The sequence below is a fragment of the Bacillus silvicola genome, assembly GCF_050524305.1.
GTDB lineage: Bacteria > Bacillota > Bacilli > Bacillales > Bacillaceae_G > Bacillus_A > Bacillus_A cereus_AT.
Window position 1 is genome coordinate 885471 of record NZ_JBNGVC010000012.1, and the last position, 25092, is coordinate 910562.

The window sequence follows — 25092 nt, forward strand, 5'->3', positions numbered from 1 at the left end:
TCTATTTAAAAAGATCGCTAACTGATACAAATTCAATATTTCCATCACCTTGCAATTGAGTTAACATCGGGATTACTTCTGTGTGAGCATTTAGAAATGCTGCAAACCCATCAATCTTCCGGTATTTACTCTGTTTAGATGGTAAAAAGTTTCCATTACGATCTTCCACGAGTTTTACATTGTTCATGTACCAACGGAAAAGACGGTTTTTATTACTGATTATTTTTCCATCCAATAATAATTCTTTTACATCCTTTAATGCTGGACTTAAAGTTAAATGCCCTTGTCGAACTGATTCTGTATTAAATCCATATGCCTTCAAATCTTCATTTAAACGATACGCATTTGCTGGGTCATAAGTAATTTTCTTTATGAAATACTGTTCGGATTGTTCGACAAACCAATCATAAACATACTCATACTTCACATACTCACCAGGTATAATGGTGAGCCAACCTTTGTCTTTAAACTCTTTAAAATTAATATTCTCGTTATCACGATCTACTTTAGCTTGTGGAACCCAACTATGTGATAGTACAAAAACATTTCCATTATCTAAAGGAAACTCTAAACAAGCACTTGTAAAATCTTCTGTTGCAGATAAATCATAACCTGCAACACATTCTTTACCAGCTAATACCTCTATATCTATAATTTCATCGTTTCTTTTTAATATATCAATACCAACAAATGACATTTCATCATTATCGACAAAGATGTTAAATTGTTTTGTAATCCAATCGTTCTTTTCTGCATCTGTATGTTTGTCAGTATTCCAATCATCAATAAGCGATGGAAGGTCTAGTGAAACTCCCATATTAGGATTTGCTTTAATCCATAGTTCAGGGTTCTCAATTTCATCCACATTATCCATTTCAGCCATGAAATAGAACTTTCTATCTTGGTCAATAACCCCTTCCAAAACATCAGCTGCAATTTCATAGTATTGAACAAGTGGTCCTTCAAGCTGATATCCTGCCGTAGTGATGTAAACAATCATTGGCTGTTTACGTGCACCACGTGATTTTTTAATAACATTAATTAACTTAAAGTTTTTAAATTCATGTATTTCATCAAAAATACCAAGGTGTGTGTTTAATCCGTCAAGTTTCTTACTATCTGATGCACGAGGTTCAATTTTAGAATGAGTTTTATCATGAAAAATCCCTTTCTGATTTTCGCGTAAATGCTTCCGAAGAAAGGGGGATTTTTGAACCATTGCACGACTTTCATCAAATAATTCTCCAGCTTGTTGTTTTGTATTTGCTAAAACATAAACACGAGCACCTGGTTCATTATCTTTAACAACAGCATAATTAGATAAACCAGAAATCATTGTTGTTTTTCCGTTTTTACGGCCAATAAAAATAAGACCCTCACGAAAGCGCCTATAACCTGTATCTTTATGAATCCATCCATACAAAGAACCTATAACAAAATGCTGCCACGGTTGTAGAACTAACCTTTTATAGTCACCTTTTGACGGGCGACAAAACTTTTCAATATATCGTATAGGTCGATGAGCTTTTTCTTCATCGAATATCCAAGGAAACTCCTCAGTACCCTGTCTCTTCAAATCATTTAGATGTCGTTGACAAGACAAGATATTTTTCTTACTGGCTTTTATGTTTCCTTTCACAACTTGCTCTGCATACCAAGTTGTTCTTAGTTCAGGAGACGGATCTACTAAAATATAAAAATGCCTTATCTGTTCATTTCGCCAATTTTTATACCACTTGGCTATTTCAGATGGCTTAGAAGTCGTCGAAATCATCATCAGAGTCTCCAGTTAGCTCTTCCTGAAGCTTTTTACGGCTTGCCCCAGTCAATCCTAGCTCCCCTAAATATTGACGAATCTGCTGTAAATACTTAGGTATCTCTGATATCAAAGGGTGCTTAGTCAGATTTGTAGCATTGGCTTTATTTGTATGCTCCATTGTCAGCCCTTCTTTTTTAACATTAGCTGCCATCTCTCTAAACATTTGATAACTGAAGGCAATCGCTTCAACTACAATAGGATCATTGATATCAGCCTTCCCTTCACCTTCTAACACAGACCAAATACGAATCCAAGTATCTTTTCCTACCTTTTTTAAATGGGTAGGCGGTTTCCTCTCAATCAATCCTTTATCCACGATATCACCTCACTTACATTTTATGGATAAAAAGTACCTATTCAAAAATAAAAATCTCTTATTTTCAGGCTTTACCCCCCTTTAGAAAAATCACTTGCGCTACCCACGAAGGAGGCATCCGGTCTGGGCGGAAACGGCTCTCAACAATAAAAGGAGGGGGGCTATATAAATTCTTTGTTCGCTTTTACTTTTACGAACTGAATCTTCCTTTTATTTTTCTTTTTACCTCCACCCTTTTCAGGATGTTCTTTGTTATGACATGCATTACATAAACTAATTAAGTTATCTAATGTTAATGCAAGTTCAGGATAATCACTTCTTTCTTTGATATGATGAACCATATCAGCAGGTACTGGTATCAATGGTTCATGCTTCATACACTCTTGGCATCGGTAGCTGTCTCGTATAAGTGCGAGCTCTCTACACCTTCGCCAGGCTGTGCTGTCATAGAACTTCTTTGCTTCTTTATCCCGATTGTATTTATCGTAGAACTTACATTGTTGCTTCACTTTGCATCTTTCCATCGCCATAGTAAAACTCCACTTCCTCTTTTACAATTGGGTGATTATGTTGAATAATCTCAGTATTACAACGCTTGTTATCCGGTGGTATATGCTCAATATGAATGTATGTCTTATTGATTTTATCAATCGATCTCGTTTCCCAATCAAACCCGACTCTTACTTTCTTGTCTATCCATTCACCTTTGTAATAAACATCAGGTACAGAATCTATATCCGATAATGTAATTGTTACTAAAGGTTCTGGTTGCTTCATTTTATTAAGTAACTTTCTCAAAGCTTTCCCGTTTACTTCAGCATTAGGAATAGGTTCCAAGTCTAATAGTATCCTAGCTTCATTGACGTTCAACTTTCCTTCTTCAATCTTACTTTGGATAAGTTCAGCTTTATTCACACATCCTCACTCCTTATCATCACTGTCCGCATATAAATTTTCTTCCTTCATAGGCTTCACTAATATTGGCGTACCGAATATCCCATCCTCATTGCGTACAGCAAAATAGATTTCTTTTAAAACATCTTTAGTTGGCATCACTCATCCTCCTCCAAAATAAAAAGCACCCTAATGGATGCTTTTCTATCAATCATTTATTTATATTTCAATTTCGGTACGTGAAGTTTTATTCTTTTTCCAATCACCTAATGTTTTTACATTTATGTGTGCCAACATTATTAAGTAACTGGAAGAAGAGCAAAAGCCCCTCTCCGTTTACACAACAGATTTGATTTCGGAATCGAAAACAAGAAACAACATCTCATCCAATCCTCAACCATCACCCATAGCCTAACGATCCATTTGAGTTATAAAGGAATGTGAAAAATGTTTTCCGCCACTTCTCACAATACAAATATATCATGTTAAAAACCAAAGCGTGTCCGTAAATAGTTCGCAAATTGTCCGCGAATAGTTCGCGAAAATTGGTAAATCAATTCAACAACTTCTTATAATCTAGGATTTAATCCTGCCGCTTTCAATTCTTTAATTAATTCATAACCAACTTCTTCTACATTATGTTGTACTTTTTTATATACTAGTCCACTTATATCGTTAGGTGGTGTTACTCCTTCTTTATACAAGACGCAAACATTCCCTCTTCCTAACTTTCCGATAAAGAAGCCTAATTCAAATACAACGTTTTGCCTAGCTCTAAGCTCATATTCTTCAATAGGCTGGTCCTTATTTTTCACACTGCATCCTAGGTCATCAGGTGTTAGTAATACAATTGCATACTTAACATCTGAATGCTTCTCAAACTTCTCTAAAATTGTAAGACCCTGATCCGCTTGTTTATGTAGAATAATCGGCTTCAAGTCAACATCATTCAAAAATGACTCTACTTGATGCTTCAAAAGTTCATCATGACCATGTACAACGAAAACCTTAGACTGACTTTGTTCTATTTTACTAGTAACTACTGGTTCATGTGTAATCTTATCTTTTTCATAACCAGGAGGTCCTAAAATTATTTCATCCGTTATATCCTTTGTTCGATCTGCTGCTTCCCATTCTGTTGGATAACCACCAATAAATACAAAAGGACTGTTTTGCTCCTCACGTCTAACCTCGTATACTTGCTCTTGGAATTCTCTTTCTGTAGAGGTGTTAATTATTATTTGTTCTATATCCTGAGGATTTATAGTCCTACCGTTAAAGGTAAATCCATTGCCTTTTCGATAATCTGATAGATATCGATTTTCCAGCTCAGATTCTAATAACTTATATTTCGCTTCGTATGCTCCACTCTTCAACCTTAATCGCATATGATAAACATTCACAATACCACTCCTTCCTTTTACTATATTACATTATATAAAATAAACTTCTTTTAAGTAATTAAAATAGAACAAAAAACTATACTTTTTATCTATTTACATTCATATTTTATATTTTTGAATTAGCTATAACCTAGATTGTGTTGAGTTAGCCTATCCTGTTTTTTCTTAGAGCTATCAAGGTTTCTAGTATTTCATCAAAATGAATTTGACACTTTCAGTTTAAAGCTAATTCAATAAGTGATAAAAAAATAAAGGAATTAGATTCTAAATTTCCTTTGATAATCATTTAATGTATCTTGTTGGATTCCTATATATCTTAAAGTCTCTTTCTGATCTGTATGATTTAACATTTGTTGTAAAGCAACTACATCTTTAAACTGTTTATAATGATGGTACCCATATGTCTTTCTAAGCGAATGAGTTCCAATACGTTCTAATCCAAATTCTTGTGCTGCCTGATTCAATATGACATATGCCATCGATCTTGTAATAGGTCTGTTCTTTCCATTCCTACTTTTAATGAGAAATTCATTCTTCGGTTTTCCTTTTGTATAATCTCTTAATGCTTTCTTTAAATCAGAAGGCATCTTAACATCTTTAATTTTATTAGTTTTCTTTTCACGAATAAAAATATTCCACCCTTCAACATCACGTACTCGTAAACGTAGAATATCTGAAATGCGTAATCCTGTATTAATACCAAGAAGGAACAGAATGTAATTACGTTCATTCTGTTCCTTAAAATATTCTTTTAGTTCTTTAATCATTTCTTTATCTCGAATCGGTTGTACAATGTTCATACACTTTGCCCCTCTTTTTGTTTACGTGTTTTTAGATATACCTCTTTCTTTAGATTAAAAGCTAAACGTAATATCGCGCGTCCCTTTAACTTATAATACTTTGTTTTACCTATACCTAAATCCATCCAGATATCGGGATCGTATCCAATATCATCTTCCATATAAAATTTCACGATGACCTCTCGTTCATCATCTCTTAGACGATTCACAGCATCATACAACCAATTCATAAATTCATTTCTTTCTTGTTCATACTCAATTCTTTCAATTGCAATATTTTCAGTTGAACTATTAAACTCATTTGTAGTTGATGGAGGAACAATAGAATATGATGCTGTTACTTTTGGCAGCATATCACATGGCATTGTTGCTAAATACTTACGATACTCGTTGAATACTTTTTCAATTTCTTGTTTTGTTCTTTTCCCATCCACGATTGGCATTTTAAATGATAATTGTTTATTCATATTAAATTCCTCCATTGTTATTATTTTTGTCTTAAAGCTCCACGTCTACGTTCATAACGTGGTCCACGAATTCCCATTAAATCTTCTATGTCACGAGTACTTAATTTCTCTTTTCGTTTTTTCTTGCTTTTCTTTTTCGCTTGATTCGATTGCTTTTTCCATTCACGTAGCTGATCCTTTAACCCCTTCATTTCCCCATCTCCCTTTTCAAAATAAAAAGGACACCTATTCCTAAAACAGCTTTAATTGCTGCTTTAATGAATTGGTGTCCTCTAGTTTTCTAGCCGGACGATATTATTTTTTATTTTAAAATACCAGCTTGTACAAAGATGTTTCTCCAAGCTTTATTAACTTGATACTTCTCCACTTCTTTTGTGCGACGATCAATTGCTTTTCTGATTTTTCTTTTCTTTAAACTAGCCATTTCTCTTAACCTCACTTTCTATTTTCGACCGTATCTACATTTGGGAACATAGATAACACTGGTACCCTATAACCGCGTAGTTTAAATTCATATTTCTCTCCAGTATTAACTTTCGCCTGAACATCTGCTGAATCGAATTTCATCATAAACACACTATCTTTATTTACAATTACTTTTTCTGAACTATCATCTTGTTTTACAACAATATAAAATTTATCGTGATCGTTACTTCTCTTAGTATATTTATCAATTACTTCACCTTTAACTGTTGTTACATGCGTATAATTAATCACTTCAAAAACAATTGAAAACAATATTATTACAGCAATTGCTATAAGACCAAACCACTCTTTACTCTTCATCTTGTAACCTCACATTCTATTCAAAGGATTATTTTGTTGAGTTTTTGATCAATTCAGGATTTTTATAGATATTACCTATAATCTCTACATTGTCGTAATAATTATCGTGTTTATCTTTCGTCCCATGTAATCTCCACATCTCTCCGTGTTGAAATGCAGGGAATAAAATGAAACATGGCGCTCCTTCTTGTCTCCAACGAACTTCGAATGTACCGCACGAACCAGTAGACCAAGCTTTTACAATGTCACCCTCATAGATATCTGTTCCGTTTTTGTCTTTTAATCCTGTGTATTGAGTTACTTCGTATTCTTGATTGTCAATAAATTCACCAATATGGTAATCTCTGATAAGGTCTCCTTCGTGAAAATGTTTATATACTTTATCCCATGCACGAAACTTAATTTCTTTCATTTCCCTATCCCCCTGAATAAAATTCAATATTCCGTCAATACTGTAGACAACCCATTAAGTTACTTTCTCCTTGTTCCCCCTTGGAGATGAGCAGTTAGCTTTTGCTAGCTGCTTTTTTATGCTAATTCTGAAGTAATTAAAACTGTTTGGTTTTCATGACCATTAAAATCATTCAAATAATCTTGTAAGTTCTTACCTTTATTTTCTTCTAAATGAGCGACTGCATTTAAAAATTTCCCGAATGCAATTTCTTTTGTAACCTCTGTAATATCACCTTCACTTATAACACTTTGTGTTCCATTACCTGCAACTTCCTTCGCATATACTGTGTAAGCTCTACCTTTTGTTTCCGCCGCTACTAATGCCCAATATTCATGTTTATCAAACTCAAAGTATTTCATGTCCATTCTCCTTTTCTACAAAATGAAATTTTTGTTCGGTTTACTTATACCAGCATTCGTTTATGTGCCAAGCTCTATGCCATTCATCATTCATGGTTTTTAAAACTTTGTTATGGTCGTTAGGATCGACTGGCAAGAAATAAATTTTTGCATCATCTGGATCGTTTTCCTCATCTTCAATTTCAATTTGAGTAACTTTCAAATGATATTCCTCCATGGCATTATCAAAAACATCACCAACTGCAATATGCCAACCACTTGTTTCTAACTCTTCAACATATTTCATCTTCCATTCCCCTTTTCGATTAAAATAACGCTTTTGTTTAAAACTATCCCCAGATTTTCCACCATTTCTTTTTAGGTTCTTCCTTCTGTTTCTTCTCTAAAGGAGAAATCTCGATTCCGCACTGTTTCATTTTCTTTCTCATACATTCATGGCAACAGAACCATTCGTCACTCCACTCTTCTGATTTCGTATAACGTCTACCAGGCTCATATTCTTCCTTGCACCATTCACATCTATAGAAAGCTGTGTCCCAGTACATTGAATCCCCCCATTTCTTAACAAAATTCAAATTTGGCCTTACTTTACATCTACACGTGCTTGGCTTGCTTCTCGACTAAAACCATCCGGATATCTTTTAGCTAATTTTGCAATATTCATTTGAGCAATATCTTCTAAGGTATATCCCATTTCGTGAGACATGATCGAAATGTAGTACAAGATGTCTCCCAACTCTAAAGCGATTTTATGCGTATTCCCTTCTTCTTCTCCTGGACAATGAGCCGGATCAAATCCATGACCATGGAAAATAGCTTTTTTTACAATGTCAGCAACCTCACCAGATTCTCCCGAAAGTCCTAATGCTGCATTTAAAACACGCCCACCAAAATCCTGATTTGTATTCCATGTGCGTAATGCCGCTTCTTGATATTGATCTAATTCACAAATTTGATTGTTATTCATTAAGGTTTGTCCTTCCTTTGATTTACTGATTAATTTAGTTACTTCCATAACACTGTTTTTCATTGCTTTCATTTTGATTTCCCCTTCCTATTTAGCAAATTCCTAATCCTATCGGACGATTTTCAATCAAATACTTATCAGCCTGATCTATAACAAGGAGCGCAACCTCCGCTTGGTGTCTCCTTAGTTCTTCTGCCATCTCTGGTAAACTCATACCTTGATTCCACATTTCACGAAAACGAATTACATCTCTTTCATCCCAAATGAAGTTAGCTTCTTCTAAAGCGATGTATATTTTTAAACGTGACTCCTTCATCGCCTCGTGATTTCTTGCTACACTCATAAGCGAACCTACTTTCTAAAAATGATTATTTTATCTTTTCAGTAAACTTAGTATCCACACGATCTACTTTACCGTTTACCCAAACCGCGACTTGCTCACCAAATCCGCTCATTGGTGGATTTACTGCTGTTACATTTCCGTCCTTCACTATTAAAAGCTTGTTGCTGCTAACATCAATTTCTATTTTTTTCATATGTCCCTCTCCCTTTTACTACCGCATGTACTCGACAACATCAGGTTTAAAGCCACTTCCCAAATAAATCCGTACAGGAATAACTTCTTTTTTATCCCTTGCTGCCTTACATAACTCTTCCGCTGTATCCCAATTAAAAAACTTATCTACAGCCCGTTGGAATCTCCAAATTGCCATTACATATTGTTCAAAGATGTCATAACGATCATCTTGTTTAGTTGTGCGTGGTAATTCATCCGTACTTTTTGCATTATTTGGAACTTGGACGCGTACATCGGCGTATGTATTGCGCCCAGTTCCCTTCTTAACATTGGCTTTCATTACATCGAACTCACAAATCGCTGGCTCTACATCGAAAATATTTAGTTGCTTAGGCATGTACCTTCACACTCTTTTCAAGAGCATCAAGTAACTCACTTGCTCCCGCCTTACTCAAAAACATTCGACCTCCCAGTAATTCCATGTTTGATTCGGAAACCTCACCTGTTACAAAGCATGACTTTTCTTGTTTTCTTAAAACAATATTTTCACCCTCAACATGAAATCCCAGTGCCGTTCCTTCAGCAATCCCCAAAGTTCTGCGTAACTCAACTGGAATTACTACACGCCCTAGCTCGTCCACTTTTCTTGCAACACCTGTGTTCTTCACAGCTTTCTCCCCCTTGTTAACTAACTTTTTGTTCTTTATTACGTTGTAACTCTTGTTTCATTGATTCGAATTTTATTAACCATGCTTGCCAACGCTTATCATTTTCTGCTTGCTGTTGCTTTGCTACTTCACAATTACAACCGTTCGTTTCAACCACGCCTGGATAAGTTTCTTTACGAATAATTCCTGTATCATGACATAACACACACATGCTTATTCCTCCTTTTTAAAATTTCGTAATCTATAATTATCCCCATACATTTCTAACATTTCAGCGTTTTCCATCATCCGACTAAAATCACGTTCCCCATACATTCCTGCTAATTCATCGACCGTAAAATTAGTAGTAAATAATGTACTTTTACCTATACGGCTATCTACAATTTCATTTGTTTTCGTTTGTTTCCAAGTGACGCCTTCTTTATCTTTCTCTGTGAATTCCGCTCCAAAGTCATCGATAATCAAGACATCAACCTTCGCAAGAAGAGACATAAGCTTGTCCTCTGTCATTTCACTATTTTTATTCCAAGTTGATTTGATTTTGGTGAAGAGTTTATTCATTTGAATAAACATTGCGCTGTGACCTTTTTTCATCAGCTCTTTTGTAGCTGCCACACACAAATGACTTTTCCCTACTCCATAATCACCAGTAATAATCATGCTTGTTGGTTCTTCTTTATTGAATGAAGCAACAAAATTCATTATTGTTGCTTTTGCATCAGCTAAGTCTCTTTTGGTAGGTACATAATTTTCAAATGTAGCTTTTTTGAGTTTGTCATTTATTAAACTGTTATCAGCAAATGAATCATATAAATGAATGATTTCATTTTTCTTTTTTATAGCTAGTGTCTCTATAGCTAATTTCTGATCTTCCTTTTCGACCGATCTGCATTGAGGACAAAATTCCTCGTTTGTTTCTATATCTATCAACATGCGTTTACTGCAAACATCTTTAAATTTTTCTTTTCCTACTAAAAATACATTCGTGCATCTATTAGGCGACAACACATATCTTTGACTAGCGTTTCTTGAAGTCGTATTTGTTGATGAAGCTACTATCTTTTTGATCGCTTGCATTAGTTGAACCTCCTTTATAGACTCCTTTTCGTCGTATAGGTTTTTCATTTAAATAACTTTCGAATTTAGTTCCAAATAAAGTGATAGGTCTCAAATAGCCACTCATTTCCGTATTATCAATCCATTGTGAAGCCTTGATGTCAATTACCTGTTGGAAATGATTTAATCTGAAACCCTCTTTCCATCTTGTCCTAATTAAATCTTGTGTTTTTTTAGATGTATATTTGTAATTGGTTTTTGCTTTCATATTGAGATAATCAACAATTTCTTGATATGGAATAGATTGAACGATGTCCTGAGGTTTTTCAGGACTATAATTCTTTTTTATTTCTTTATCTAAATCTTTATCTAAATCTTTATCTATGTCCGTTACGTCATCGTTACATGTAACGTTACAACTAAGTGTTTGTTGTTTTTTTCTTTCTCGGTGTGCCGCTACGCGTTTTCTAGTGTCTTCCTTTATCTTTTCTAAACGGTCTAGATTCTGATGATTTCCCCAATTAACGACGTTGATGTAATGATTATCGTCAATATCAATCATTCCGAAATTTTTAAATACACCTAGTGCCATCCGAACTGTATTTAGAGGTCGATTGAATAGCGTTGCTAGCATATCTTCCGTATATGGGATATTCTCGTTTAAAAAAATATAACCACTTGCATTTGTTTTACCAGCTTGAGCTAATAACTTAATCCAAATGATTAATAATGTATCAGCTTCGGGCATGCTTTCAATTAGGCGTATTTTTTCATCCTCAAACATAGTTGTTGAGAGTTTAATCCATTTCACTTTTACTTCAGACATAGTCCTTACCTCCTCGTGCAAATTGCTATATGTGCTTGTCCATTTTTAATAATCCGTTGAATTTCATAATGCGGATAACCAATTTTGAAATACTGTTCAATCATTTGTTTTAATTCTTCTTTGCTTTTTGCTAAGTCCCAGAACTTATTAGGTAATAGCACTTGATATTCGATTAAATCCATGTACTATTTCCCTACTTTCCGTGATATACTTATAACAAGTGTTTTTTCTTAAAGGACCCACTGCTATGGGTCTTTTTATTTTGTTTTACATCACTCCAAGCCCATCGTTTTATTGGTTCGTAAGTAATGTAAAGCAACAATACACTGCATGCGATAAACATTGCGAATATAACTAACGATGTTGTATCTTCCACTAAATCACCTCCTTATTTATCAAACAGTAATTTTAACTAGCATTTGCTCCCACCTTTTGTGCTTCCACCCATTTAAGAAAATCTTCCGCTTTAACGCGCTTGCTTTTTCCTATCACAATCGTTGGGAAATCCTTTCGTTTCATAAGTGCATATGCTGCTGATCGAGAAATATTTAAGAATTCTTGTACATCCTCTGCTTTCAGTGAGAATGGTAATTGTTTTATTTGGTACATTTTATTCAGCTCCTTTTCAATTTTTTATATAAGACATAAACACTACATTTGAACTTCCTGAAATTAAGTTTGAGATTCTTGAACCTCAACACCTGAAAAAAGGTTATATATGTCTTCTTCTAATATTTGTGCTATTTGCATTGCATCATCTAATGCTGGAGTTGCGTAGCCAGTTTCCCAATTACTGATTACCGTTTTCTGTTTATTTATCAATGCTCCTAGTTGTTCCTGTGTGAATTTTTTACGCTTACGAGCTTTAATTAAATTATTTCGTTTCTTTCCCATGATGACACCTCCTAAAATCCAACTTTCTTGAACTTGTTACACTTATTATATGTCCAACTTTTTTGGACTGTCAATATTAATATTTGAGTTTTTTGTACTTTTAAACAAAATTTTAAAAAACTAATGCAAAACTTTTACAAACAAAGTACAATTTAGTTGTACTTTTAAATTTGAAATGCAGTTTACAGTTTTGGATATAATATATATACGGGGTGAGTTTGTGACTATTTTAGGGCAGAGGATAAAACTTTCTAGAAAACAACGTGGATTAACACAAGATGCTTTAGCGTTAAAAATAAAAGAAAAAATAGATACAGAAACTAAAGTAACAAAGACTACAATTTCTAATTATGAAACAGGCTATAGTTCACCATCTAATGAAACTTTAGTTATCATTTCAGATGTATTAAATGTATCTGTTGATTATTTATTAGGTCGTTCTGATGATCCGGAATTAAATGCAGTTCAGTTCACTGAATTAAGAAAAGAATTTAACGAGCTAATTGACATGTTAGAAAAAATGCCTAAAGAAAAACAAGATATGTTATTAGATATGATGAAGGCTGCTGTAGGCCATAACAAAAAATGATTGTCAGCAATTGGGCTAACAATCATTTTTTTCTTTTCTAACTATATTTTTAATACTTTCTACCACTTTTTTTTCATTTTCGTCTGTAGTTAATACTTCTAATTTCAACATTTCCCATAATGTGCTCTCTAGTGCATTACCCATTATCGTTCCCCCATCACCCTTAATTATTCAAAAATATCAAAATGTAGAAAATGAATAACCCTTTAAACGTACGAAATGCCATCGCATCCTTAGATGCAATGGCATTTTCATTTATTTATTATCCTAAAGTACCGGGATCCATTTTCATTAGTTGTACTTCTTTTACTTTTTCTGCGGCTTGATTCTCTTTATTCGGTACCGATCCAATCGACAACACTGATAATGCGAGCGTACATACAATAACCACCCTAGCAACTATTTTCTTCATTCTCACTATCCCTCACTTTAAGATATCAAAAATTTTTATGTAGAATAAGTTTCCGTCTTTTAAGAATCGATGATATGCTTTTCTGCGCAATTCTTCATCATTTGTTGCAATAGATAAATAAAAATCTTGAATTGCAGTTCGATTACTAATTTGATTTAATACTTCGCAAGCTTCATCGTTTTTATGTTGATGAATATACTGTAACGCAATTTCAGCATTATCATGTATATATTCTGATTTTACATGAACATTATGAATAATACAACAAAAAGCAGCTGTATTTTCCACTAATTTTCTTTTAAGTAATGATTTGTTATTTTTTATCTTCCTTAATTCTGAAAGCGAGAGTTCAAAAAAGTGCAACGCTTTATCAGGCTCACAGAAAATATAACTTTCAGCAAATATACTAAGAGCTGTAGCTTTCAACAAACGCGGAATCTCTTGTTTTTCTAGTACCTTCTGTAATAATTCTCTAGCCATTTTTACTTCGTCTTGCATTAAATATGCATATGCACAGATTATATTTAATTCTGCTTCGTTTAATGTCTTCTCCAATCCTCTTGGCATTTCATTAATTTTTTCTTGTATCATTCCTTGTAGCACTGTTAAAACGTTGTATGCGCCTAAATCGAAATAACCGTATATACTTAAAGAGTTTACAAGTATATTCACACCTGGTTTATTTAAATTTATCTTTGTGCGTAATTTTTCAATTTCTTTAAGAAATGCTCCTGATCTTAATGAATGAGTTTGTCTATCTAAACAGACACGGAATATATCTCTGTAATTATTAGTTACCGATTGTTTATATTCTTTCTCAACAAGATTGTGAAGTAATTCGGTATAACCTGAAAGATATAAATAATACATTGCAATTCTTATATCTGCCTCTTTATCTGTATACTTTAAAAATTCTTTAACTACTTCCATTTTCTGATTTTCAGAATCAAGTCCACTTAATATCTTAACTAATTTTGCGAAAGTCATAGGTACTTTCCCATTCAGTGTCTTCCACAAATTTGATTGTGATAAATTTGTTATTTTTGAAAGCTTTACTGAATTTAAGTCATCACCTGAAACAATGCCGCCTAAACTAGCTACCTTATTCATAATGAAGCCTCCTTTGAACGCGAGACACCTTCCCTGAATTTTCTCAATAGAAAAACTATACCATCTAAGTTTTTTAAAAGTTAATATGTTATACTTGTGCTGACTCATGGCAAGTGTTTTCCCTACCGTATTAGGGGAACAGCATAAGAGTGGCTGCACACTACTTTTGCTGCGCTATGGGTCTTTTTTGTCCTTATTTTTTCTTTAAAATCAGTTTATCACAAGATTAAGAATCTTCATTCCATTTATAGTCAAATCATGTTGAGAAAGTTTTTTTCGAAAAGTCCATTTTTTCGCTAAGAATATTTTACCACTAAAAGAACGTTTGTTCTATACTTTTTCAAGCTCGTTATCAATTTACGTGACAATTACTATTATACAGACAAAATTCATGACATATATAGTCTAAAAATTCTCCTGTATTTATACTGAAACTATGAATACATTTGGAGAAAATTTAAAAAAGTTTAGAGCAAGTCGTTCCCTTACTCAATCAGAGTTTGGTGAAAAAGTGCAATTAAGTCGTAGTCAGGTTGGCAATTTAGAGATTAATTATAACCAGCCTGATCTCGACACTTTGAATCGTATTGCATCATATCTAGGTGTATCTGTTGATGCTTTAATGGGAAGAACAACTACACCAAACGAGGAAAATATAACACATGCTCTCAATGAGATTCAAACGGTTTTCGCAGGCCTGGATGAGTCTCATCGAGAGCAATTCTGCAAGCAACTCGTTTTATATGCAAAATTTCTTAAAAATCATAACGAGCTGTTATGATTTGATTTTAGAAGAAATGATTTCCAATCGCAACGGTAAAAATTAACAAATTTTTATCAAAAAAAAAAGAGAGCCCTTAGCTCTCTTTTTTATATTCCCGTTCCTGGGTCTTTCATGTATCCTCCACCTGCACCAGGATCATACATACCCATTCCGCCACCTGGGTCTTTGGTATATCCTCCGCCCGGATTCGGATCATACTTCAACTGATTACCACCTAAACCACCTGGGTCAGTTGTATATCCACCGCCCGGTCCTGGATCGGAAATCCCCATACCTGTCCCTGGATCAGAAATCATCTTTGAACCACCTGGATCTTTTATGTACCTTTTCATTTCGTTATCCCCCTTTTCTTATATACCTGTCCCTGGGCCAGAAATCGTTTTCCAATCCGTCCCAGGGTCTTCGTTGTATTTCCAACCGCCACCGCCTGGTTCATTGTGCCAACCTACACCAGGATCAGCAACTTTATGACCACCAGGTTCTTTTGTAAACTCTCCCATTTTTTATCCCCCTTTCTTTTTTGTATATAAATATTGTAGCTCACTTGTTCTATATCTGTAAATTTCCTTTTACAGAAATTAGGCTTACATGCTATCATTTCTTATACCACTACCACATATCACAGCTTGTATCTAGAAAACGATTATGACGAGGTGAAAATCATGGCATACTTTCGCAAACGTGGTGAGAAGTGGTCTTTTACTATGGATGTTGGCAAAGACCCGCTCACAGGTAAACGGAAACAAATCACTAAAGGTGGTTTTAAAACAAAGAAAGCTGCTCAAGAAGAAGTGGCTAGAGTGACAAATGATTTAGCAAATGGGGATTATGAGAATAGTGATATTCGCTTTTCTCAACTCGTAGAAATCTGGATGCAAGAGAAAGAATCATCATGTAGACCTTCAACGTTGTATCAGTACAAACGTATTCTACGCTCGCGTGTCATGCCTGAATTTGCCGACAAGAGGTTATCTGATATAAAACCTCTAACAGTGCATAATTTTCACCAGAAGCTGCTTAAAGAGGGTCTAACCACAAAATACATTTCATCCGTTGATGTTATGTTAAAGCAAATCCTTGATAAAGGTGTAGAGTTAGAAATGATTAACTCTAATCCTGCTAAGAAAGCAAAGCGGCCAAAAGTTAAAAAGAAAGCGCAAGCTAGTTGGACAGTTGATGAAGCAATGAAATTTATGGAGTATGCAAAAATACAAGGAAGCTACTATATTACATTTGTTTTAGCGTTGCATACTGGCATGCGTATCGGCGAAGTATTGGCTCTACAGTGGGATGATATTAATTTCGAAACCAAGACTATTCATGTACAAAGAACGTTAACACTTGTGGATGGTAAGTATGAATTAGGTGAAACAAAAACTGAAGCATCTAATCGCATGATCCCAATGACAGAAGAATTAATGGAAGAGTTGTTAGAATATCGAAAGCACAAAAAGGAGAATTCTTTCGACCTATTAATTTGCACAAGAAATAAAAAAATCGTGCATCCATATACGATACGCTACCAAATGAAAGCTTTGTGCGAAGCAATTGGCGTACCGTATATTAGATTCCACGATATCCGAAGAACGTTTACAACTATTTTAATCGATTCTGGTGCAAATGCAAAGGTTGTTTCGAAATTACTTGGTCATACAAATGTTTCTACAACTTTAAATATTTATACTGATGTTTATGAAGAACGTCAAATTGAGGTAACTGAAATGCTAGGAAATGTTTTAAAAAGTGGTCGAAGTGGTCAAAAAGTGGTCAATGATGAAACTAAAGAGGGTTAAACCTCATGGTACAAGTGATATAATGCATATATAGTGTAAGTTTTTTCTTTACACTATAATGAAGTCATCATAGGAAATAATATATAGATTATCACGTTTTCCAAAAAGATGCTACATCGAAAGGAGAGATTACCATAAAAGCCAGTGGTATTGTTGTTGAATATAACCCTTTTCATAACGGTCATGCTTATCATGTGCAACAAACAAAAAAGTTAACACAGTCTGATATTATTATCGCCGTTATGAGTGGTCCTTTTTTGCAGCGCGGTGAGCCAGCACTCATCTCCAAATGGTATCGTACTAAAATGGCCTTAACAAACGGCGTAGACCTTATTGTAGAGCTTCCGTATGCATTTGCAACACAAAAGGCTGAAACATTCGCAAATGGCGCAATTTCCATTTTAAACGCCCTTCGTGTTTCTGAAATTTGTTTCGGTAGTGAAGATGGGCAAACTGAAAATTTTTATAATACCATTTCTGTACAAAAAAATGAAGAAGAGACTTTTAATCGTCTTGTAAAACAATTTATGAACGAGGGAAATAGTTACGCAAAAGCAACATCTGAAGCCTTTCTACACATTTTACCATCCGAAAAAAACATCGATATGTCACAACCGAATAACATTTTAGGCTTCCAATACATAAAAGCGATTCTCTCACAAAATAGTTCTATGCAATCACAAACTATAAAAAGATTTGCCTCTCATTATCATGATGAAACGTTTAATGACCAACATATTGCAAGTGCAACGAGTATTCGTAAACAACTTTTTAGCGAGAATGGTTCATTTACAGCAATTGAGCCTTTTATCCCGAAAGCAACCGCTTCTCTTTTAGCAAATTATAAACAAAACTACGGGTTATTACATAATTGGGAACAATACTTTTCATTTTTTAAATACAAACTCATGACGATGTCTCCAGAGGACTTACGACATATATATGAAATAGAAGAAGGTTTAGAGCATCGTATTTTATCAAAAATACAGGACAGTTCATCTTTCTATTCATTCATGGAAGCATTAAAAACAAAACGTTATACATGGACTAGATTACAAAGAGCTTGTACACATATTTTAACTAATACAACAAAAGAAGAAATACATAAAGCAAATATAGAACAGCATGCACCGTATATTCGTCTACTTGGCATGTCACAAAAAGGACAAACTTACCTTTCAAAAAACAAGAAAAAAATAGAGCTTCCAATCCTTACCCATACAAAAACATTTGACCATCCTACTTTAGATATAGAGCGAAAAGCAAATTCTGTATATTTCTCCATAATACAAGAACCATTACGGACACAACTACTAAAACAAGACGTAACACACCATCCAATTCGTTACAATGAAACAACTACAACATTTCTATAAGAAAAACCTCTCTATTTCAGAGAGGTTTATTTTTTCTTACCCATTTTTTCCAAATACATTAACGCATCATCCAGTGTATCCACCGGTACAATTTTCATCTTTGTTTTAATATCTTTCGCAGCCTCAAGAGCGTCTTTATAATTCGATTTCTCCGCACCCTTTTCATTTGGCGCAAAGAACACTTCAGCTCCCGCATCACTAGCAGCTACTACTTTTTGCTGAATACCACCAATGGGACCAATTTCTCCTTTTTCATTGATTGTACCTGTTCCAGCTATTTCATGTCCGTTTGTTAAATCTTCTTCAACGAGCTGATTATAAATTTCTAAGGTAAACATTAAACCCGCTGATGGCCCCCCTATTTCATGGGAATCAATTTTCACTTTCGGATCTACCACTAACTCTCTTTCTGTAACGATAGAGACACCTATTCCAACGCGGCCATTTCCATTAGGAATTGTCTTTACATTTAAATTTTCTTTAAACTGTTTTCCGCCTCTCTTGTATTCAATATTTACTGTATCTCCCTCTTTTTTCCCTGTCATATACTCAATAAATTGTTCCGTCTTTTCGAATGTTTTTCCGTCGACAGCTATGATAATATCTCCAAGCTTAAGTTTCCCTTCTGACGGCATTCCCTTTGCCACACCAGCAACTAGTACCCCTTTATTTTCAAAAGATACGGAACGATTTGCACGTTTATATGCATTATAAATTGCGGCGTTTTGTGAATCTTTCATTGCATAATTTTGACGAAATTGATATTCTTCATCACTCTCACCTTTTTGCAATATTTCTTCCGCCTTCGAAACGTGTGTATATTTATTAAATTGCGCGGCTATTAAATTCACAACATTTGCAGGCCCCATTGAGACTGTGACAAGCATAAAATCACCCGACTCTTTAGTTCCCCCATCAACTTGCACGTACGGCGCTAATTTCGCGGCCATACCTGGTTTTGTCACAAAGTATGGCAAACGCACATAAACAAGTAGCATCGCCAATATAACCCCTATTAAAATTGCATATATAAACCGAAAACGCTTAAACATTATGTTTCTCCTTCCACTGCTCAATTAGTAAATAAATGTTTGAAATATGTTTTTCTGCTTCCACTTCTCCGACCCTAATAATGTCTTCAATATGTGTAAAAGCACGCGAACTAAATTGTTCTACTGCTGGCTGCATCATTAAATCTGATGCTATTTGCCGATTCATCACAAGTTCATGTTGCATGATTTCAATACTCTGCATAATTACATCATAAATCGATGTAATCTCTCCATTCACCTTAATTGGAGATACATCAACAGCAATAACAATATCAGCCCCTAAATCTTTTACAACTGATACGGGAATACGGTCAATTACCCCTCCATCCACTAATAAGCGGCCATCTATTTTCTCTGGAACAAACACCCCTGGCACAGATATACTAGCTCGAACCGCCTCCGCAATCGGACCGCTTGTAAAAACAACTTTTTCCCCCTTCAAAATGTCAGTAGCCACAACAGCCGTCGGGATATCTAACTCTTCTAAATTTTTATTATATGTAAACATTTTAATCATATCTTTGATACGTTTTCCAGCAATAAATCCCATTTTAGGAACTGTCAAATCCAAATAATATTTCCTTTTAAAAACAGCGGCCAATCTATACAGCCTTTCAACGTCACAACTCGCTGCATAAAATGTACCAATTAATGCTCCTATACTACTACCTGCTACCATATGAATAGGGATGCCAGCTTCCCTTAACACTTTTATTACCCCTATATGAGCAAAACCTTTTGCACCTCCGGATCCAAGTGCTAAACCGATTTTTGGTTCCTTCATTTTTCTCACCCTTTAATTTTTTTCATTCCTTTTTCATACTTATGGTCTAAATTCACCACATATCCACGTATACTGAAATGAACGTTTTTGGGACAAAGGGGGATTTTCTTACATGTACGAAAAATGGAAAACTGCTTTTCTTACCATATCAATGCTGTTTTTAACCTTTTCTCTTGTACTCCACCCCCAAGCTGCTTTGCAAGCTTCAATTCGAGGGTTAAATATATGGTGGGAAGTTGTATTCCCTTCACTACTACCGTTTTTCATCATTGCGGAACTTCTAATCAGTATTGGTATTGTAAAATTTATCGGCGTTATATTAGAACCACTAATGCGTCCATTGTTTCGTGTTCCAGGGGTAGGCGGGTTTGTTTGGGCAATGGGAATGGCTTCAGGATTCCCCGCTGGCGCCAAATTAAGTGCTAGACTACGCAAGAGCAATCAACTAACACAAATTGAAGCGGAACGACTCGTATCTTTCACAAATTCTTCTAATCCGCTTTTTATTTTCGGAGCGGTTTCTATTGGTTTTTTCAATAATCCGAAATTAGGGCTCGTATTAGCAGCAGCACATTATATAAGTAACTTTACCGTCGGGTTACTGATGCGCTTTTATGGTAGTAACGATACTTACATAAAAGAAAAACATACGAATCAAAAACGTGCCTTTCAAAATCCTTTTTCCATTCTCCACCAAACACGTATGCAAGAAAAAAGGCCAATCGGAAAACTACTTGGTGACGCTATCGTTTCTTCTATTCAAACACTGCTCATGATTGGTGGGTTTATTATTTTATTCTCTGTTTTAAATAAAATGATTATTGTTTTCGAAATTACAGAAGCGCTTTCTTTTATTATGCAACATATTTTATCATTCTTCCAACTTACTTCCCAATTTAATATTCCGATATTATCCGGTATTTTTGAAATGACGCTTGGAAGCCAAATGATTAGCCAAATAAATGAAACAACACTTCTTCAACAAGCGATGGTAACAAGCTTCATTTTAGCATTTAGCGGTCTTTCTATTCAGGCACAAGTAGCAAGCATATTAGCGGAGACAGATATCCGTTTTAAACCATATTTTTTAGCTCGAATTATCCAAAGTATTATCGCTCCTATTTTCACTTTTATATTTTGGGAACCATTTTATGAAAAAGTTCATTCTGTCTCGCCTACACAAGAAGATATTCCCGTATTTTTATTGAATCATTCTTTTACACTAAATGATATTTGGATAGCATTTATACACTACGGACCAATCTTCACCTTATTTTGTTTATATTTATATGTTATCTTATTGTTTTTACGTATTTATAAAGAAAAACCCCGTTCACTTTAACGGGGTTTGAAACTTTTCTTTTAAAGCTCGCTCTACAATCGGAGGAACAAGGTCTACTACACTTCCTCCATATCTCGCAACTTCTTTCACAATACTTGAACTTAAAAATGAATATTGATTGTTTGTCATAATAAAAAAGGTTTCTATATTTTCATCTAATTTTCGATTCATTGAAGTAATTTGCATCTCATATTCAAAATCAGAAACCGCTCGCAAACCACGTAATATTGCATTTGCATTACGCATTTTTGCATATTCCACCAATAATCCACTATGTGAATCAACCTTTACATTCGGAATATCCTTTGTCGCCTCTCGAATTAACTCTAAGCGTTCTTCTACCGAAAAGAATGGTTTTTTTGATGAATTATTTAAAACAACTACATATACTTCATCAAATACTTTTGCTCCCCTTTTAATAATATCCAAATGTCCAAGGGTAATTGGATCAAAACTCCCTGAAGAAATAGCTATACTTGTCATTCCGTCCCCTCACCTTCATACTTATAAATCGAAATTGCTGTAATCCCATAGTTTTCTGCTCGTACTTTTACAAGTTCTCCTATAGAGTCAGGTAAAACCACGTCATCCCCATGCTCCGCCATAATGATTCCATCTTTATTTAACAATCCATGTTGGTCCATCACACTAACTAAAGACACAATTTTTTGAGCTTTATATGGAGGGTCTATTAGTATAAGATCGAATGATATTTCACGCTTTATAAGCGCCTTTACCGCACGTTCCGCATCATTTCGGTACACTTCAGCTTGTTCTTGTAGTCTACAGCTTTCTAAATTTTGATGAATGACTTTTATCGCCTTACTATCTCGGTCAACAAAAATCGCTTTATCAATCCCTCTACTTATGGCCTCAATTCCAAGACCACCGCTACCACCAAATAAATCAAGAGCGATACCACCATCATAATAAGGACCTATCATATTAAAAATAGATTCTTTCACTTTATCTGTCGTTGGACGCGTTGTATTGCCAGGTACCGCTTTAAGTGGGTGCCCTTTACATTTTCCTGAAACTACTCTCATCTGTTGTCACTACCTTTATTTCAATCTATAGAGCGATTACAGCAAATTCATTTCAATTCGGTAACCGCTACCAATTCATACTATTTCATACATTTTTCATTAATCTGTCGTTCGACTAATTGAAAACCTCAGTTAAAATAACTGCTCGCTACTTCTTCCAAATTCATTTCACTATTTGCAAGCAACAACCCTCTATGTATATCAGTTCCACTTTACCTTTTTTATCCTATCATAAAATAAAAAAAAGAAAAATAAAAAGCCTAACATAAATTTTTATTTCATTATGTATATCTTCATTTAGATTGGACATAAATAAATATAACAACATCACCTTCGATGTTGTTGCCAACCGCGGAGAAGACTTACGTTTCCCCATAAGTTCTTCCTCCGGTTTCTCCTCTCCCTTTGCCTTCTTGCTAGTTCATACTAGTATAAGAAGGGCCCTGCATTGCAGGGTTTTTTTCTTTGTCTACTTTTCATTTAAAAAGTGAGATGGTACAGTAAAAGAAAGAGGAGGAAAAAATATGATTCAACGCTTTATAGAACTCGGAGAAGGCTACTCTGATTTATATGAATTACTTGAAATTGCCAAAGCAAACAAAGAACGTATAACACATATGTTACAATTTGAAACTGTAAAAAACGAAAAAAAAGTGTGTTCACTTGTTGTAATACTAAAACCTACAACTACTGGTGATTTCCAGCCATTATACATATGTCGTGAAGGCATTCCTGTACTTGAAAATAAAAAAAGCAAACGTGTTATTTTATTTGAAGAAATGGCAGAACAATTAGGGAAAAAGGTTACTACCTTTACTGTAAAACCGTCGACAACTTTCCCTGAAAAAGAACTATTTTTTAATCATCTAATTGGTATTTTACGAATGAACAATTTCATTCCTCCAATGAAGTAACACGTTATTTTAAGTAAAAAATCCCCCGCTAAATTTAGCAGGGGATTTTTTTATTAGCTATAATCGTATTCCTTTGCCCGATCAGGACGTGAATTTTCGAATTCCGTTTTTAAAAATGGGCGATACGACTGTTCTACTTTTTTTACAAAAGGAAGTTTATTCAATTTTTGCATCATATGCTCAATTTGTTCCATATCACAATATACAACTGCATATTTCAATCGTTTTGATATGTAATGAATGTTACCATATTTCCTTAAAATCTTGGCATGTTTCAATGAATGTAAATAAACAATCATACTTTGTCGTTGCCCGAACATAATCTTCTCCATCTTCTCCTTTTAAAAACTTATATTCTTGTATTTTATGAAAACCAATCAGAAATTTATGACATTAAAGGACAAACTCTGTATACGTTTTCTTCTATATTCTAAAAAACAGGGTAAATTACCCCGTTTTTTTACAACCACAACCGCCTCCGGTACCACAACCACCGCCACAGCCACCCGCATCAAAAAACGGATTTCCTGTTGGAACTTTAACGGAAGGAGATACCTCAGAACCAATTGCTACACTAACTTCATCTAATAACTTTTGTAAAGCAGTTTCTGCTCTTTTAAAGGCTGCAACCTTATCATGCATATCTACAGAACGCTTTAATTCCCTCATTTTCGTCGAAACGAAAGTATAATCAGGATGATATTTACCAAAGCGTTGCACTTCTTCATATCGCTCTTTCATCGCTGTAAATTGCTGAATTAGCGTCTGGACTTCTATATCTTCTTGTAAATCCTTATAATACTTACGATAATCTTCTGCTATATCTGAACAGATAATCGCTTTTGCAAGCTGCTCTGCCTTATCTAAAATCAATACGCTTTCCAGCGTCGCTACAATCATGAGAGACACCTCCGAGTATTCATCATAACACATTTAGAACAGAACTACTAATTGAAGTGTCTCACCTAAAAGAAAGATATGATTCTAACTACTTTTCATACAATCCCCTTACACTCTTTATACACTAATATGCTCCGCAATATTATATTTAAGAACATCCCATTTCCCGCTATTCTCTTTCACATAGCTAATACATGCGTTTTTTAACGGCGTTTTAAATGTAATTTCATCTGGTGCAATTGCGTGTAAAATAGCTTTTATTGCATGTGAATGTGCAACAATGATAATACGTTTATCTCCATGTGCTGCTGCAACCTCTTGTAAAGCCGTAAAACAGCGCTCTACAATTTCTTCATCCTGCTCCATTCCTTCTACATTACCATCTGCAATTAACTCTCTAACGGCCGCAACTGGTTTCCCAGAAGCTTCCCCAAAATTACGTTCCATAAATCGCTCATCTAATAAAATAGATGGTAATCCAATAGCCCCAGCAATTTCCTTAGCTGTTTCTTGCGCTCTAATTAACGGGCTACTTATAAGGACATCCCACGATTCCGCTTGCAGGGCAGCTGCGCTTTGACTCGCTTGCTTTTTCCCAACTTCGTTAAGCGGAATATCTTCGCGTCCTTGAATAATCTCTTGAAAATTCCAATCAGTTTGTCCATGTCGTACTAAACAAATTTCCGTCATGCTGCAACTCCTTTTTAAATAATCCGATTCTATTGTAACAAAAGTTTTGCATGACGGACATAGTTTTCACCTTC

At 34.7% G+C, this 25092-nt stretch carries 44 protein-coding genes and 1 pseudogene; 6 read left to right on the forward strand and 39 right to left on the reverse strand.

Translation table 11 applies throughout. The features are described from left to right. Position 1: 1 nt before the first annotated feature. From ACP6L7_RS16295 to ACP6L7_RS16425, 27 genes are all read right to left on the reverse strand, one after another. Complete coding sequence (locus tag ACP6L7_RS16295) at positions 2-1774, reverse strand: terminase large subunit (protein ID WP_430529418.1); 1773 nt, start codon at positions 1772-1774, stop codon at positions 2-4. Continuing rightward, a complete protein-coding gene (locus tag ACP6L7_RS16300; RefSeq protein ID WP_076855602.1) occupies positions 1755-2135 on the reverse strand; it encodes a phage terminase small subunit P27 family in 381 nt (126 codons plus the stop codon). The genes ACP6L7_RS16295 and ACP6L7_RS16300 overlap by 20 nt, the downstream gene beginning before the upstream one ends. Before the next feature lie 161 nt (positions 2136-2296). After that, on the reverse strand, positions 2297-2659 hold the full coding sequence (locus tag ACP6L7_RS16305) for an HNH endonuclease (RefSeq protein ID WP_430529419.1): 363 nt from the start codon (positions 2657-2659) through the stop codon (positions 2297-2299). Then, a complete protein-coding gene (locus tag ACP6L7_RS16310) occupies positions 2628-3050 on the reverse strand; it encodes a hypothetical protein (RefSeq protein WP_430529326.1) in 423 nt (140 codons plus the stop codon). Before ACP6L7_RS16310 ends, ACP6L7_RS16305 begins: the two co-directional genes overlap by 32 nt. Positions 3051-3056: 6 nt before the next feature. Then, entirely contained in the window at positions 3057-3188 is a 132-nt protein-coding gene (locus ACP6L7_RS16315; protein WP_430529327.1) for a hypothetical protein, read from the reverse strand. Positions 3189-3598: 410 nt separating this feature from the next. Next, positions 3599-4432: a TIR domain-containing protein gene (locus ACP6L7_RS16320; RefSeq protein ID WP_430529328.1), complete on the reverse strand. Its 834-nt coding sequence runs from the start codon at positions 4430-4432 to the stop codon at positions 3599-3601. A 257-nt stretch (positions 4433-4689) separates the two neighbouring features. Next, positions 4690-5232, reverse strand: coding sequence for a site-specific integrase (locus ACP6L7_RS16325; protein WP_001028525.1), 543 nt, complete (start codon positions 5230-5232; stop codon positions 4690-4692). Further along, a complete protein-coding gene (locus ACP6L7_RS16330; protein WP_059303842.1) occupies positions 5229-5699 on the reverse strand; it encodes an ArpU family phage packaging/lysis transcriptional regulator in 471 nt (156 codons plus the stop codon). The genes ACP6L7_RS16325 and ACP6L7_RS16330 overlap by 4 nt, the downstream gene beginning before the upstream one ends. 20 nt (positions 5700-5719) lie before the next feature. Beyond that, positions 5720-5890 (reverse strand): hypothetical protein, encoded by a 171-nt coding sequence (locus ACP6L7_RS16335; RefSeq protein WP_430529329.1) that lies wholly within the window; start codon positions 5888-5890, stop codon positions 5720-5722. A 110-nt stretch (positions 5891-6000) separates the two neighbouring features. After that, a complete protein-coding gene (locus tag ACP6L7_RS16340) occupies positions 6001-6123 on the reverse strand; it encodes a DUF3983 domain-containing protein (RefSeq protein ID WP_283502539.1) in 123 nt (40 codons plus the stop codon). Between the two features lie 11 nt (positions 6124-6134). Then, positions 6135-6485: a hypothetical protein gene (locus tag ACP6L7_RS16345; RefSeq protein WP_367083756.1), complete on the reverse strand. Its 351-nt coding sequence runs from the start codon at positions 6483-6485 to the stop codon at positions 6135-6137. A 28-nt stretch (positions 6486-6513) separates the two neighbouring features. After that, entirely contained in the window at positions 6514-6897 is a 384-nt protein-coding gene (locus ACP6L7_RS16350) for a YopX family protein (RefSeq protein ID WP_430529330.1), read from the reverse strand. Between the two features lie 116 nt (positions 6898-7013). Then, positions 7014-7298, reverse strand: a complete 285-nt coding sequence (locus tag ACP6L7_RS16355) for a hypothetical protein (RefSeq protein WP_098393646.1) — start codon at positions 7296-7298, stop codon at positions 7014-7016. 40 nt (positions 7299-7338) lie between these two features. Further along, the gene (locus ACP6L7_RS16360; RefSeq protein ID WP_098603143.1) at positions 7339-7584 is read right to left on the reverse strand and encodes a hypothetical protein; all 246 of its coding nucleotides are present in this window, start codon (positions 7582-7584) and stop codon (positions 7339-7341) included. A gap of 43 nt (positions 7585-7627) precedes the next feature. After that, on the reverse strand, positions 7628-7843 hold the full coding sequence (locus tag ACP6L7_RS16365) for a hypothetical protein (RefSeq protein WP_430529331.1): 216 nt from the start codon (positions 7841-7843) through the stop codon (positions 7628-7630). Between the two features lie 38 nt (positions 7844-7881). Beyond that, a complete protein-coding gene (locus ACP6L7_RS16370; protein WP_430529332.1) occupies positions 7882-8337 on the reverse strand; it encodes a nucleoside triphosphate pyrophosphohydrolase family protein in 456 nt (151 codons plus the stop codon). A 19-nt stretch (positions 8338-8356) separates the two neighbouring features. Continuing rightward, positions 8357-8608 (reverse strand): helix-turn-helix domain containing protein, encoded by a 252-nt coding sequence (locus tag ACP6L7_RS16375; protein ID WP_306007387.1) that lies wholly within the window; start codon positions 8606-8608, stop codon positions 8357-8359. A 25-nt stretch (positions 8609-8633) separates the two neighbouring features. Further along, positions 8634-8801: a DUF3954 domain-containing protein gene (locus tag ACP6L7_RS16380; RefSeq protein ID WP_000717826.1), complete on the reverse strand. Its 168-nt coding sequence runs from the start codon at positions 8799-8801 to the stop codon at positions 8634-8636. 18 nt (positions 8802-8819) lie between these two features. After that, positions 8820-9179 (reverse strand): cell division protein SepF, encoded by a 360-nt coding sequence (locus ACP6L7_RS16385; protein ID WP_430529333.1) that lies wholly within the window; start codon positions 9177-9179, stop codon positions 8820-8822. Continuing rightward, a complete protein-coding gene (locus ACP6L7_RS16390) occupies positions 9172-9450 on the reverse strand; it encodes an AbrB/MazE/SpoVT family DNA-binding domain-containing protein (RefSeq protein ID WP_430529334.1) in 279 nt (92 codons plus the stop codon). Before ACP6L7_RS16390 ends, ACP6L7_RS16385 begins: the two co-directional genes overlap by 8 nt. 16 nt (positions 9451-9466) lie before the next feature. Then, the gene (locus tag ACP6L7_RS16395; protein WP_430529335.1) at positions 9467-9661 is read right to left on the reverse strand and encodes a hypothetical protein; all 195 of its coding nucleotides are present in this window, start codon (positions 9659-9661) and stop codon (positions 9467-9469) included. Between the two features lie 2 nt (positions 9662-9663). After that, the gene (locus tag ACP6L7_RS16400) at positions 9664-10527 is read right to left on the reverse strand and encodes an ATP-binding protein (protein ID WP_430529336.1); all 864 of its coding nucleotides are present in this window, start codon (positions 10525-10527) and stop codon (positions 9664-9666) included. Continuing rightward, the gene (locus ACP6L7_RS16405; RefSeq protein WP_430529337.1) at positions 10469-11332 is read right to left on the reverse strand and encodes a phage replisome organizer N-terminal domain-containing protein; all 864 of its coding nucleotides are present in this window, start codon (positions 11330-11332) and stop codon (positions 10469-10471) included. The genes ACP6L7_RS16400 and ACP6L7_RS16405 overlap by 59 nt, the downstream gene beginning before the upstream one ends. 5 nt (positions 11333-11337) lie before the next feature. After that, the gene (locus ACP6L7_RS16410; RefSeq protein ID WP_172552579.1) at positions 11338-11514 is read right to left on the reverse strand and encodes a hypothetical protein; all 177 of its coding nucleotides are present in this window, start codon (positions 11512-11514) and stop codon (positions 11338-11340) included. A 29-nt stretch (positions 11515-11543) separates the two neighbouring features. Next, positions 11544-11708, reverse strand: a complete 165-nt coding sequence (locus tag ACP6L7_RS16415) for a hypothetical protein (protein ID WP_430529338.1) — start codon at positions 11706-11708, stop codon at positions 11544-11546. A gap of 32 nt (positions 11709-11740) precedes the next feature. After that, positions 11741-11941: a helix-turn-helix domain-containing protein gene (locus ACP6L7_RS16420; RefSeq protein WP_000284332.1), complete on the reverse strand. Its 201-nt coding sequence runs from the start codon at positions 11939-11941 to the stop codon at positions 11741-11743. A gap of 63 nt (positions 11942-12004) precedes the next feature. Then, positions 12005-12226: a helix-turn-helix transcriptional regulator gene (locus tag ACP6L7_RS16425; protein WP_430529339.1), complete on the reverse strand. Its 222-nt coding sequence runs from the start codon at positions 12224-12226 to the stop codon at positions 12005-12007. Positions 12227-12446: 220 nt separating this feature from the next. Between ACP6L7_RS16425 and ACP6L7_RS16430 the strand changes: the two genes are divergently transcribed. Next, positions 12447-12815, forward strand: coding sequence for a helix-turn-helix domain-containing protein (locus tag ACP6L7_RS16430; protein ID WP_097908733.1), 369 nt, complete (start codon positions 12447-12449; stop codon positions 12813-12815). 15 nt (positions 12816-12830) lie between these two features. Here the strand turns inward: ACP6L7_RS16430 and ACP6L7_RS16435 are convergent, their stop codons facing one another. From ACP6L7_RS16435 to ACP6L7_RS16445, 3 genes are all read right to left on the reverse strand, one after another. Further along, positions 12831-12959 carry a hypothetical protein gene (locus ACP6L7_RS16435; RefSeq protein WP_430529340.1) on the reverse strand — a complete coding sequence of 43 codons (129 nt, stop codon included), beginning with the start codon at positions 12957-12959 and terminating at the stop codon, positions 12831-12833. 118 nt (positions 12960-13077) lie between these two features. Next, entirely contained in the window at positions 13078-13227 is a 150-nt protein-coding gene (locus tag ACP6L7_RS16440; RefSeq protein WP_430529341.1) for a hypothetical protein, read from the reverse strand. Between the two features lie 12 nt (positions 13228-13239). Continuing rightward, entirely contained in the window at positions 13240-14337 is a 1098-nt protein-coding gene (locus ACP6L7_RS16445; protein ID WP_430529342.1) for an AimR family lysis-lysogeny pheromone receptor, read from the reverse strand. 436 nt (positions 14338-14773) lie between these two features. On the opposite strand from ACP6L7_RS16445, the gene ACP6L7_RS16450 reads away from it, so the two are divergent. Continuing rightward, positions 14774-15118 (forward strand): helix-turn-helix domain-containing protein, encoded by a 345-nt coding sequence (locus tag ACP6L7_RS16450; RefSeq protein ID WP_430529343.1) that lies wholly within the window; start codon positions 14774-14776, stop codon positions 15116-15118. 155 nt (positions 15119-15273) lie between these two features. Here the strand turns inward: ACP6L7_RS16450 and ACP6L7_RS16455 are convergent. Together ACP6L7_RS16455 and ACP6L7_RS16460 are read right to left on the reverse strand one after the other, a co-directional pair. Further along, positions 15274-15453, reverse strand: a pseudogene (locus ACP6L7_RS16455) (hypothetical protein); the annotation flags it as partial. An 18-nt stretch (positions 15454-15471) separates the two neighbouring features. Then, a complete protein-coding gene (locus ACP6L7_RS16460) occupies positions 15472-15621 on the reverse strand; it encodes a hypothetical protein (protein ID WP_222654877.1) in 150 nt (49 codons plus the stop codon). 162 nt (positions 15622-15783) lie between these two features. Between ACP6L7_RS16460 and ACP6L7_RS16465 the strand changes: the two genes are divergently transcribed. Together ACP6L7_RS16465 and ACP6L7_RS16470 are read left to right on the forward strand one after the other, a co-directional pair. Further along, complete coding sequence (locus ACP6L7_RS16465; protein WP_088028588.1) at positions 15784-16914, forward strand: site-specific integrase; 1131 nt, start codon at positions 15784-15786, stop codon at positions 16912-16914. A 149-nt stretch (positions 16915-17063) separates the two neighbouring features. Beyond that, positions 17064-18290 carry a nucleotidyltransferase gene (locus ACP6L7_RS16470; protein ID WP_097830900.1) on the forward strand — a complete coding sequence of 409 codons (1227 nt, stop codon included), beginning with the start codon at positions 17064-17066 and terminating at the stop codon, positions 18288-18290. A 26-nt stretch (positions 18291-18316) separates the two neighbouring features. Here the strand turns inward: ACP6L7_RS16470 and ACP6L7_RS16475 are convergent, their stop codons facing one another. Both ACP6L7_RS16475 and ACP6L7_RS16480 read right to left on the reverse strand, forming a co-directional pair. Continuing rightward, positions 18317-19342, reverse strand: coding sequence for a SepM family pheromone-processing serine protease (locus tag ACP6L7_RS16475; protein ID WP_097830899.1), 1026 nt, complete (start codon positions 19340-19342; stop codon positions 18317-18319). Continuing rightward, positions 19335-20126, reverse strand: coding sequence for a patatin-like phospholipase family protein (locus tag ACP6L7_RS16480; RefSeq protein ID WP_097830898.1), 792 nt, complete (start codon positions 20124-20126; stop codon positions 19335-19337). The genes ACP6L7_RS16475 and ACP6L7_RS16480 overlap by 8 nt, the downstream gene beginning before the upstream one ends. A 112-nt stretch (positions 20127-20238) precedes the next feature. Between ACP6L7_RS16480 and ylbJ the strand changes: the two genes are divergently transcribed. Beyond that, positions 20239-21468: a sporulation integral membrane protein YlbJ gene (ylbJ, locus tag ACP6L7_RS16485; protein ID WP_097830897.1), complete on the forward strand. Its 1230-nt coding sequence runs from the start codon at positions 20239-20241 to the stop codon at positions 21466-21468. Here the strand turns inward: ylbJ and coaD are convergent. Both coaD and rsmD read right to left on the reverse strand, forming a co-directional pair. Beyond that, positions 21460-21951: a pantetheine-phosphate adenylyltransferase gene (gene coaD, locus ACP6L7_RS16490; RefSeq protein ID WP_000200601.1), complete on the reverse strand. Its 492-nt coding sequence runs from the start codon at positions 21949-21951 to the stop codon at positions 21460-21462. The two genes, ylbJ and coaD, sit on opposite strands and share 9 nt — an antisense overlap. Then, positions 21948-22514, reverse strand: a complete 567-nt coding sequence (gene rsmD / locus ACP6L7_RS16495) for a 16S rRNA (guanine(966)-N(2))-methyltransferase RsmD (RefSeq protein WP_001266992.1) — start codon at positions 22512-22514, stop codon at positions 21948-21950. Before rsmD ends, coaD begins: the two co-directional genes overlap by 4 nt. 524 nt (positions 22515-23038) lie before the next feature. Here rsmD and ACP6L7_RS16500 point away from each other — a divergent pair. Next, positions 23039-23428 (forward strand): DUF7147 family protein, encoded by a 390-nt coding sequence (locus ACP6L7_RS16500; protein ID WP_097830896.1) that lies wholly within the window; start codon positions 23039-23041, stop codon positions 23426-23428. 53 nt (positions 23429-23481) lie between these two features. Here ACP6L7_RS16500 and ACP6L7_RS16505 read toward each other — a convergent pair whose 3' ends face one another. The 3 genes from ACP6L7_RS16505 to ACP6L7_RS16515 form a co-directional block, all read right to left on the reverse strand. Continuing rightward, positions 23482-23748, reverse strand: a complete 267-nt coding sequence (locus ACP6L7_RS16505; RefSeq protein WP_002088292.1) for a YlbG family protein — start codon at positions 23746-23748, stop codon at positions 23482-23484. 127 nt (positions 23749-23875) lie between these two features. After that, positions 23876-24328 (reverse strand): YlbF/YmcA family competence regulator, encoded by a 453-nt coding sequence (locus ACP6L7_RS16510; protein ID WP_070144653.1) that lies wholly within the window; start codon positions 24326-24328, stop codon positions 23876-23878. Positions 24329-24445: 117 nt separating this feature from the next. Then, the gene (locus ACP6L7_RS16515) at positions 24446-25018 is read right to left on the reverse strand and encodes a histidine phosphatase family protein (RefSeq protein ID WP_097830895.1); all 573 of its coding nucleotides are present in this window, start codon (positions 25016-25018) and stop codon (positions 24446-24448) included. Between the last annotated feature and the right edge of the window lie 74 nt (positions 25019-25092).

What these genes read in the sequence shown, in the direction of transcription:
- ACP6L7_RS16365 (WP_430529331.1), bottom strand. Translation starts at nt 7,843, where the DNA reads ATGTACTGGGACACAGCTTTCTATAGATGTGAATGGTGCAAGGAAGAA.
- ACP6L7_RS16375 (WP_306007387.1), bottom strand. Translation starts at nt 8,608, where the DNA reads ATGAGTGTAGCAAGAAATCACGAGGCGATGAAGGAGTCACGTTTAAAA.
- ACP6L7_RS16440 (WP_430529341.1), bottom strand. Translation starts at nt 13,227, where the DNA reads ATGAAGAAAATAGTTGCTAGGGTGGTTATTGTATGTACGCTCGCATTA.
- ACP6L7_RS16505 (WP_002088292.1), bottom strand. Translation starts at nt 23,748, where the DNA reads ATGTTCGGGCAACGACAAAGTATGATTGTTTATTTACATTCATTGAAA.
- ACP6L7_RS16475 (WP_097830899.1), bottom strand. Translation starts at nt 19,342, where the DNA reads ATGTTTAAGCGTTTTCGGTTTATATATGCAATTTTAATAGGGGTTATA.
- ACP6L7_RS16355 (WP_098393646.1), bottom strand. Translation starts at nt 7,298, where the DNA reads ATGAAATACTTTGAGTTTGATAAACATGAATATTGGGCATTAGTAGCG.
- ACP6L7_RS16420 (WP_000284332.1), bottom strand. Translation starts at nt 11,941, where the DNA reads ATGTACCAAATAAAACAATTACCATTCTCACTGAAAGCAGAGGATGTA.
- ACP6L7_RS16400 (WP_430529336.1), bottom strand. Translation starts at nt 10,527, where the DNA reads ATGCAAGCGATCAAAAAGATAGTAGCTTCATCAACAAATACGACTTCA.
- rsmD (WP_001266992.1), bottom strand. Translation starts at nt 22,514, where the DNA reads ATGAGAGTAGTTTCAGGAAAATGTAAAGGGCACCCACTTAAAGCGGTA.
- ACP6L7_RS16465 (WP_088028588.1), top strand. Translation starts at nt 15,784, where the DNA reads ATGGCATACTTTCGCAAACGTGGTGAGAAGTGGTCTTTTACTATGGAT.
- ACP6L7_RS16295 (WP_430529418.1), bottom strand. Translation starts at nt 1,774, where the DNA reads ATGATTTCGACGACTTCTAAGCCATCTGAAATAGCCAAGTGGTATAAA.
- ACP6L7_RS16395 (WP_430529335.1), bottom strand. Translation starts at nt 9,661, where the DNA reads ATGTGTGTGTTATGTCATGATACAGGAATTATTCGTAAAGAAACTTAT.
- ACP6L7_RS16330 (WP_059303842.1), bottom strand. Translation starts at nt 5,699, where the DNA reads ATGAATAAACAATTATCATTTAAAATGCCAATCGTGGATGGGAAAAGA.
- ACP6L7_RS16460 (WP_222654877.1), bottom strand. Translation starts at nt 15,621, where the DNA reads ATGGGAGAGTTTACAAAAGAACCTGGTGGTCATAAAGTTGCTGATCCT.
- ACP6L7_RS16405 (WP_430529337.1), bottom strand. Translation starts at nt 11,332, where the DNA reads ATGTCTGAAGTAAAAGTGAAATGGATTAAACTCTCAACAACTATGTTT.
- ACP6L7_RS16340 (WP_283502539.1), bottom strand. Translation starts at nt 6,123, where the DNA reads ATGGCTAGTTTAAAGAAAAGAAAAATCAGAAAAGCAATTGATCGTCGC.
- ACP6L7_RS16450 (WP_430529343.1), top strand. Translation starts at nt 14,774, where the DNA reads ATGAATACATTTGGAGAAAATTTAAAAAAGTTTAGAGCAAGTCGTTCC.
- ACP6L7_RS16410 (WP_172552579.1), bottom strand. Translation starts at nt 11,514, where the DNA reads ATGGATTTAATCGAATATCAAGTGCTATTACCTAATAAGTTCTGGGAC.
- ACP6L7_RS16500 (WP_097830896.1), top strand. Translation starts at nt 23,039, where the DNA reads ATGATTCAACGCTTTATAGAACTCGGAGAAGGCTACTCTGATTTATAT.
- ACP6L7_RS16385 (WP_430529333.1), bottom strand. Translation starts at nt 9,179, where the DNA reads ATGCCTAAGCAACTAAATATTTTCGATGTAGAGCCAGCGATTTGTGAG.
- ACP6L7_RS16370 (WP_430529332.1), bottom strand. Translation starts at nt 8,337, where the DNA reads ATGAAAGCAATGAAAAACAGTGTTATGGAAGTAACTAAATTAATCAGT.
- ACP6L7_RS16515 (WP_097830895.1), bottom strand. Translation starts at nt 25,018, where the DNA reads ATGACGGAAATTTGTTTAGTACGACATGGACAAACTGATTGGAATTTT.
- ACP6L7_RS16335 (WP_430529329.1), bottom strand. Translation starts at nt 5,890, where the DNA reads ATGAAGGGGTTAAAGGATCAGCTACGTGAATGGAAAAAGCAATCGAAT.
- ACP6L7_RS16510 (WP_070144653.1), bottom strand. Translation starts at nt 24,328, where the DNA reads ATGATTGTAGCGACGCTGGAAAGCGTATTGATTTTAGATAAGGCAGAG.
- ACP6L7_RS16325 (WP_001028525.1), bottom strand. Translation starts at nt 5,232, where the DNA reads ATGAACATTGTACAACCGATTCGAGATAAAGAAATGATTAAAGAACTA.
- ACP6L7_RS16305 (WP_430529419.1), bottom strand. Translation starts at nt 2,659, where the DNA reads ATGGAAAGATGCAAAGTGAAGCAACAATGTAAGTTCTACGATAAATAC.
- ACP6L7_RS16315 (WP_430529327.1), bottom strand. Translation starts at nt 3,188, where the DNA reads ATGCCAACTAAAGATGTTTTAAAAGAAATCTATTTTGCTGTACGCAAT.
- ACP6L7_RS16445 (WP_430529342.1), bottom strand. Translation starts at nt 14,337, where the DNA reads ATGAATAAGGTAGCTAGTTTAGGCGGCATTGTTTCAGGTGATGACTTA.
- coaD (WP_000200601.1), bottom strand. Translation starts at nt 21,951, where the DNA reads ATGACAAGTATAGCTATTTCTTCAGGGAGTTTTGATCCAATTACCCTT.
- ylbJ (WP_097830897.1), top strand. Translation starts at nt 20,239, where the DNA reads ATGTACGAAAAATGGAAAACTGCTTTTCTTACCATATCAATGCTGTTT.
- ACP6L7_RS16480 (WP_097830898.1), bottom strand. Translation starts at nt 20,126, where the DNA reads ATGAAGGAACCAAAAATCGGTTTAGCACTTGGATCCGGAGGTGCAAAA.
- ACP6L7_RS16380 (WP_000717826.1), bottom strand. Translation starts at nt 8,801, where the DNA reads ATGAAAAAAATAGAAATTGATGTTAGCAGCAACAAGCTTTTAATAGTG.
- ACP6L7_RS16350 (WP_430529330.1), bottom strand. Translation starts at nt 6,897, where the DNA reads ATGAAAGAAATTAAGTTTCGTGCATGGGATAAAGTATATAAACATTTT.
- ACP6L7_RS16345 (WP_367083756.1), bottom strand. Translation starts at nt 6,485, where the DNA reads ATGAAGAGTAAAGAGTGGTTTGGTCTTATAGCAATTGCTGTAATAATA.
- ACP6L7_RS16360 (WP_098603143.1), bottom strand. Translation starts at nt 7,584, where the DNA reads ATGAAATATGTTGAAGAGTTAGAAACAAGTGGTTGGCATATTGCAGTT.
- ACP6L7_RS16425 (WP_430529339.1), bottom strand. Translation starts at nt 12,226, where the DNA reads ATGGGAAAGAAACGAAATAATTTAATTAAAGCTCGTAAGCGTAAAAAA.
- ACP6L7_RS16435 (WP_430529340.1), bottom strand. Translation starts at nt 12,959, where the DNA reads ATGGGTAATGCACTAGAGAGCACATTATGGGAAATGTTGAAATTAGAA.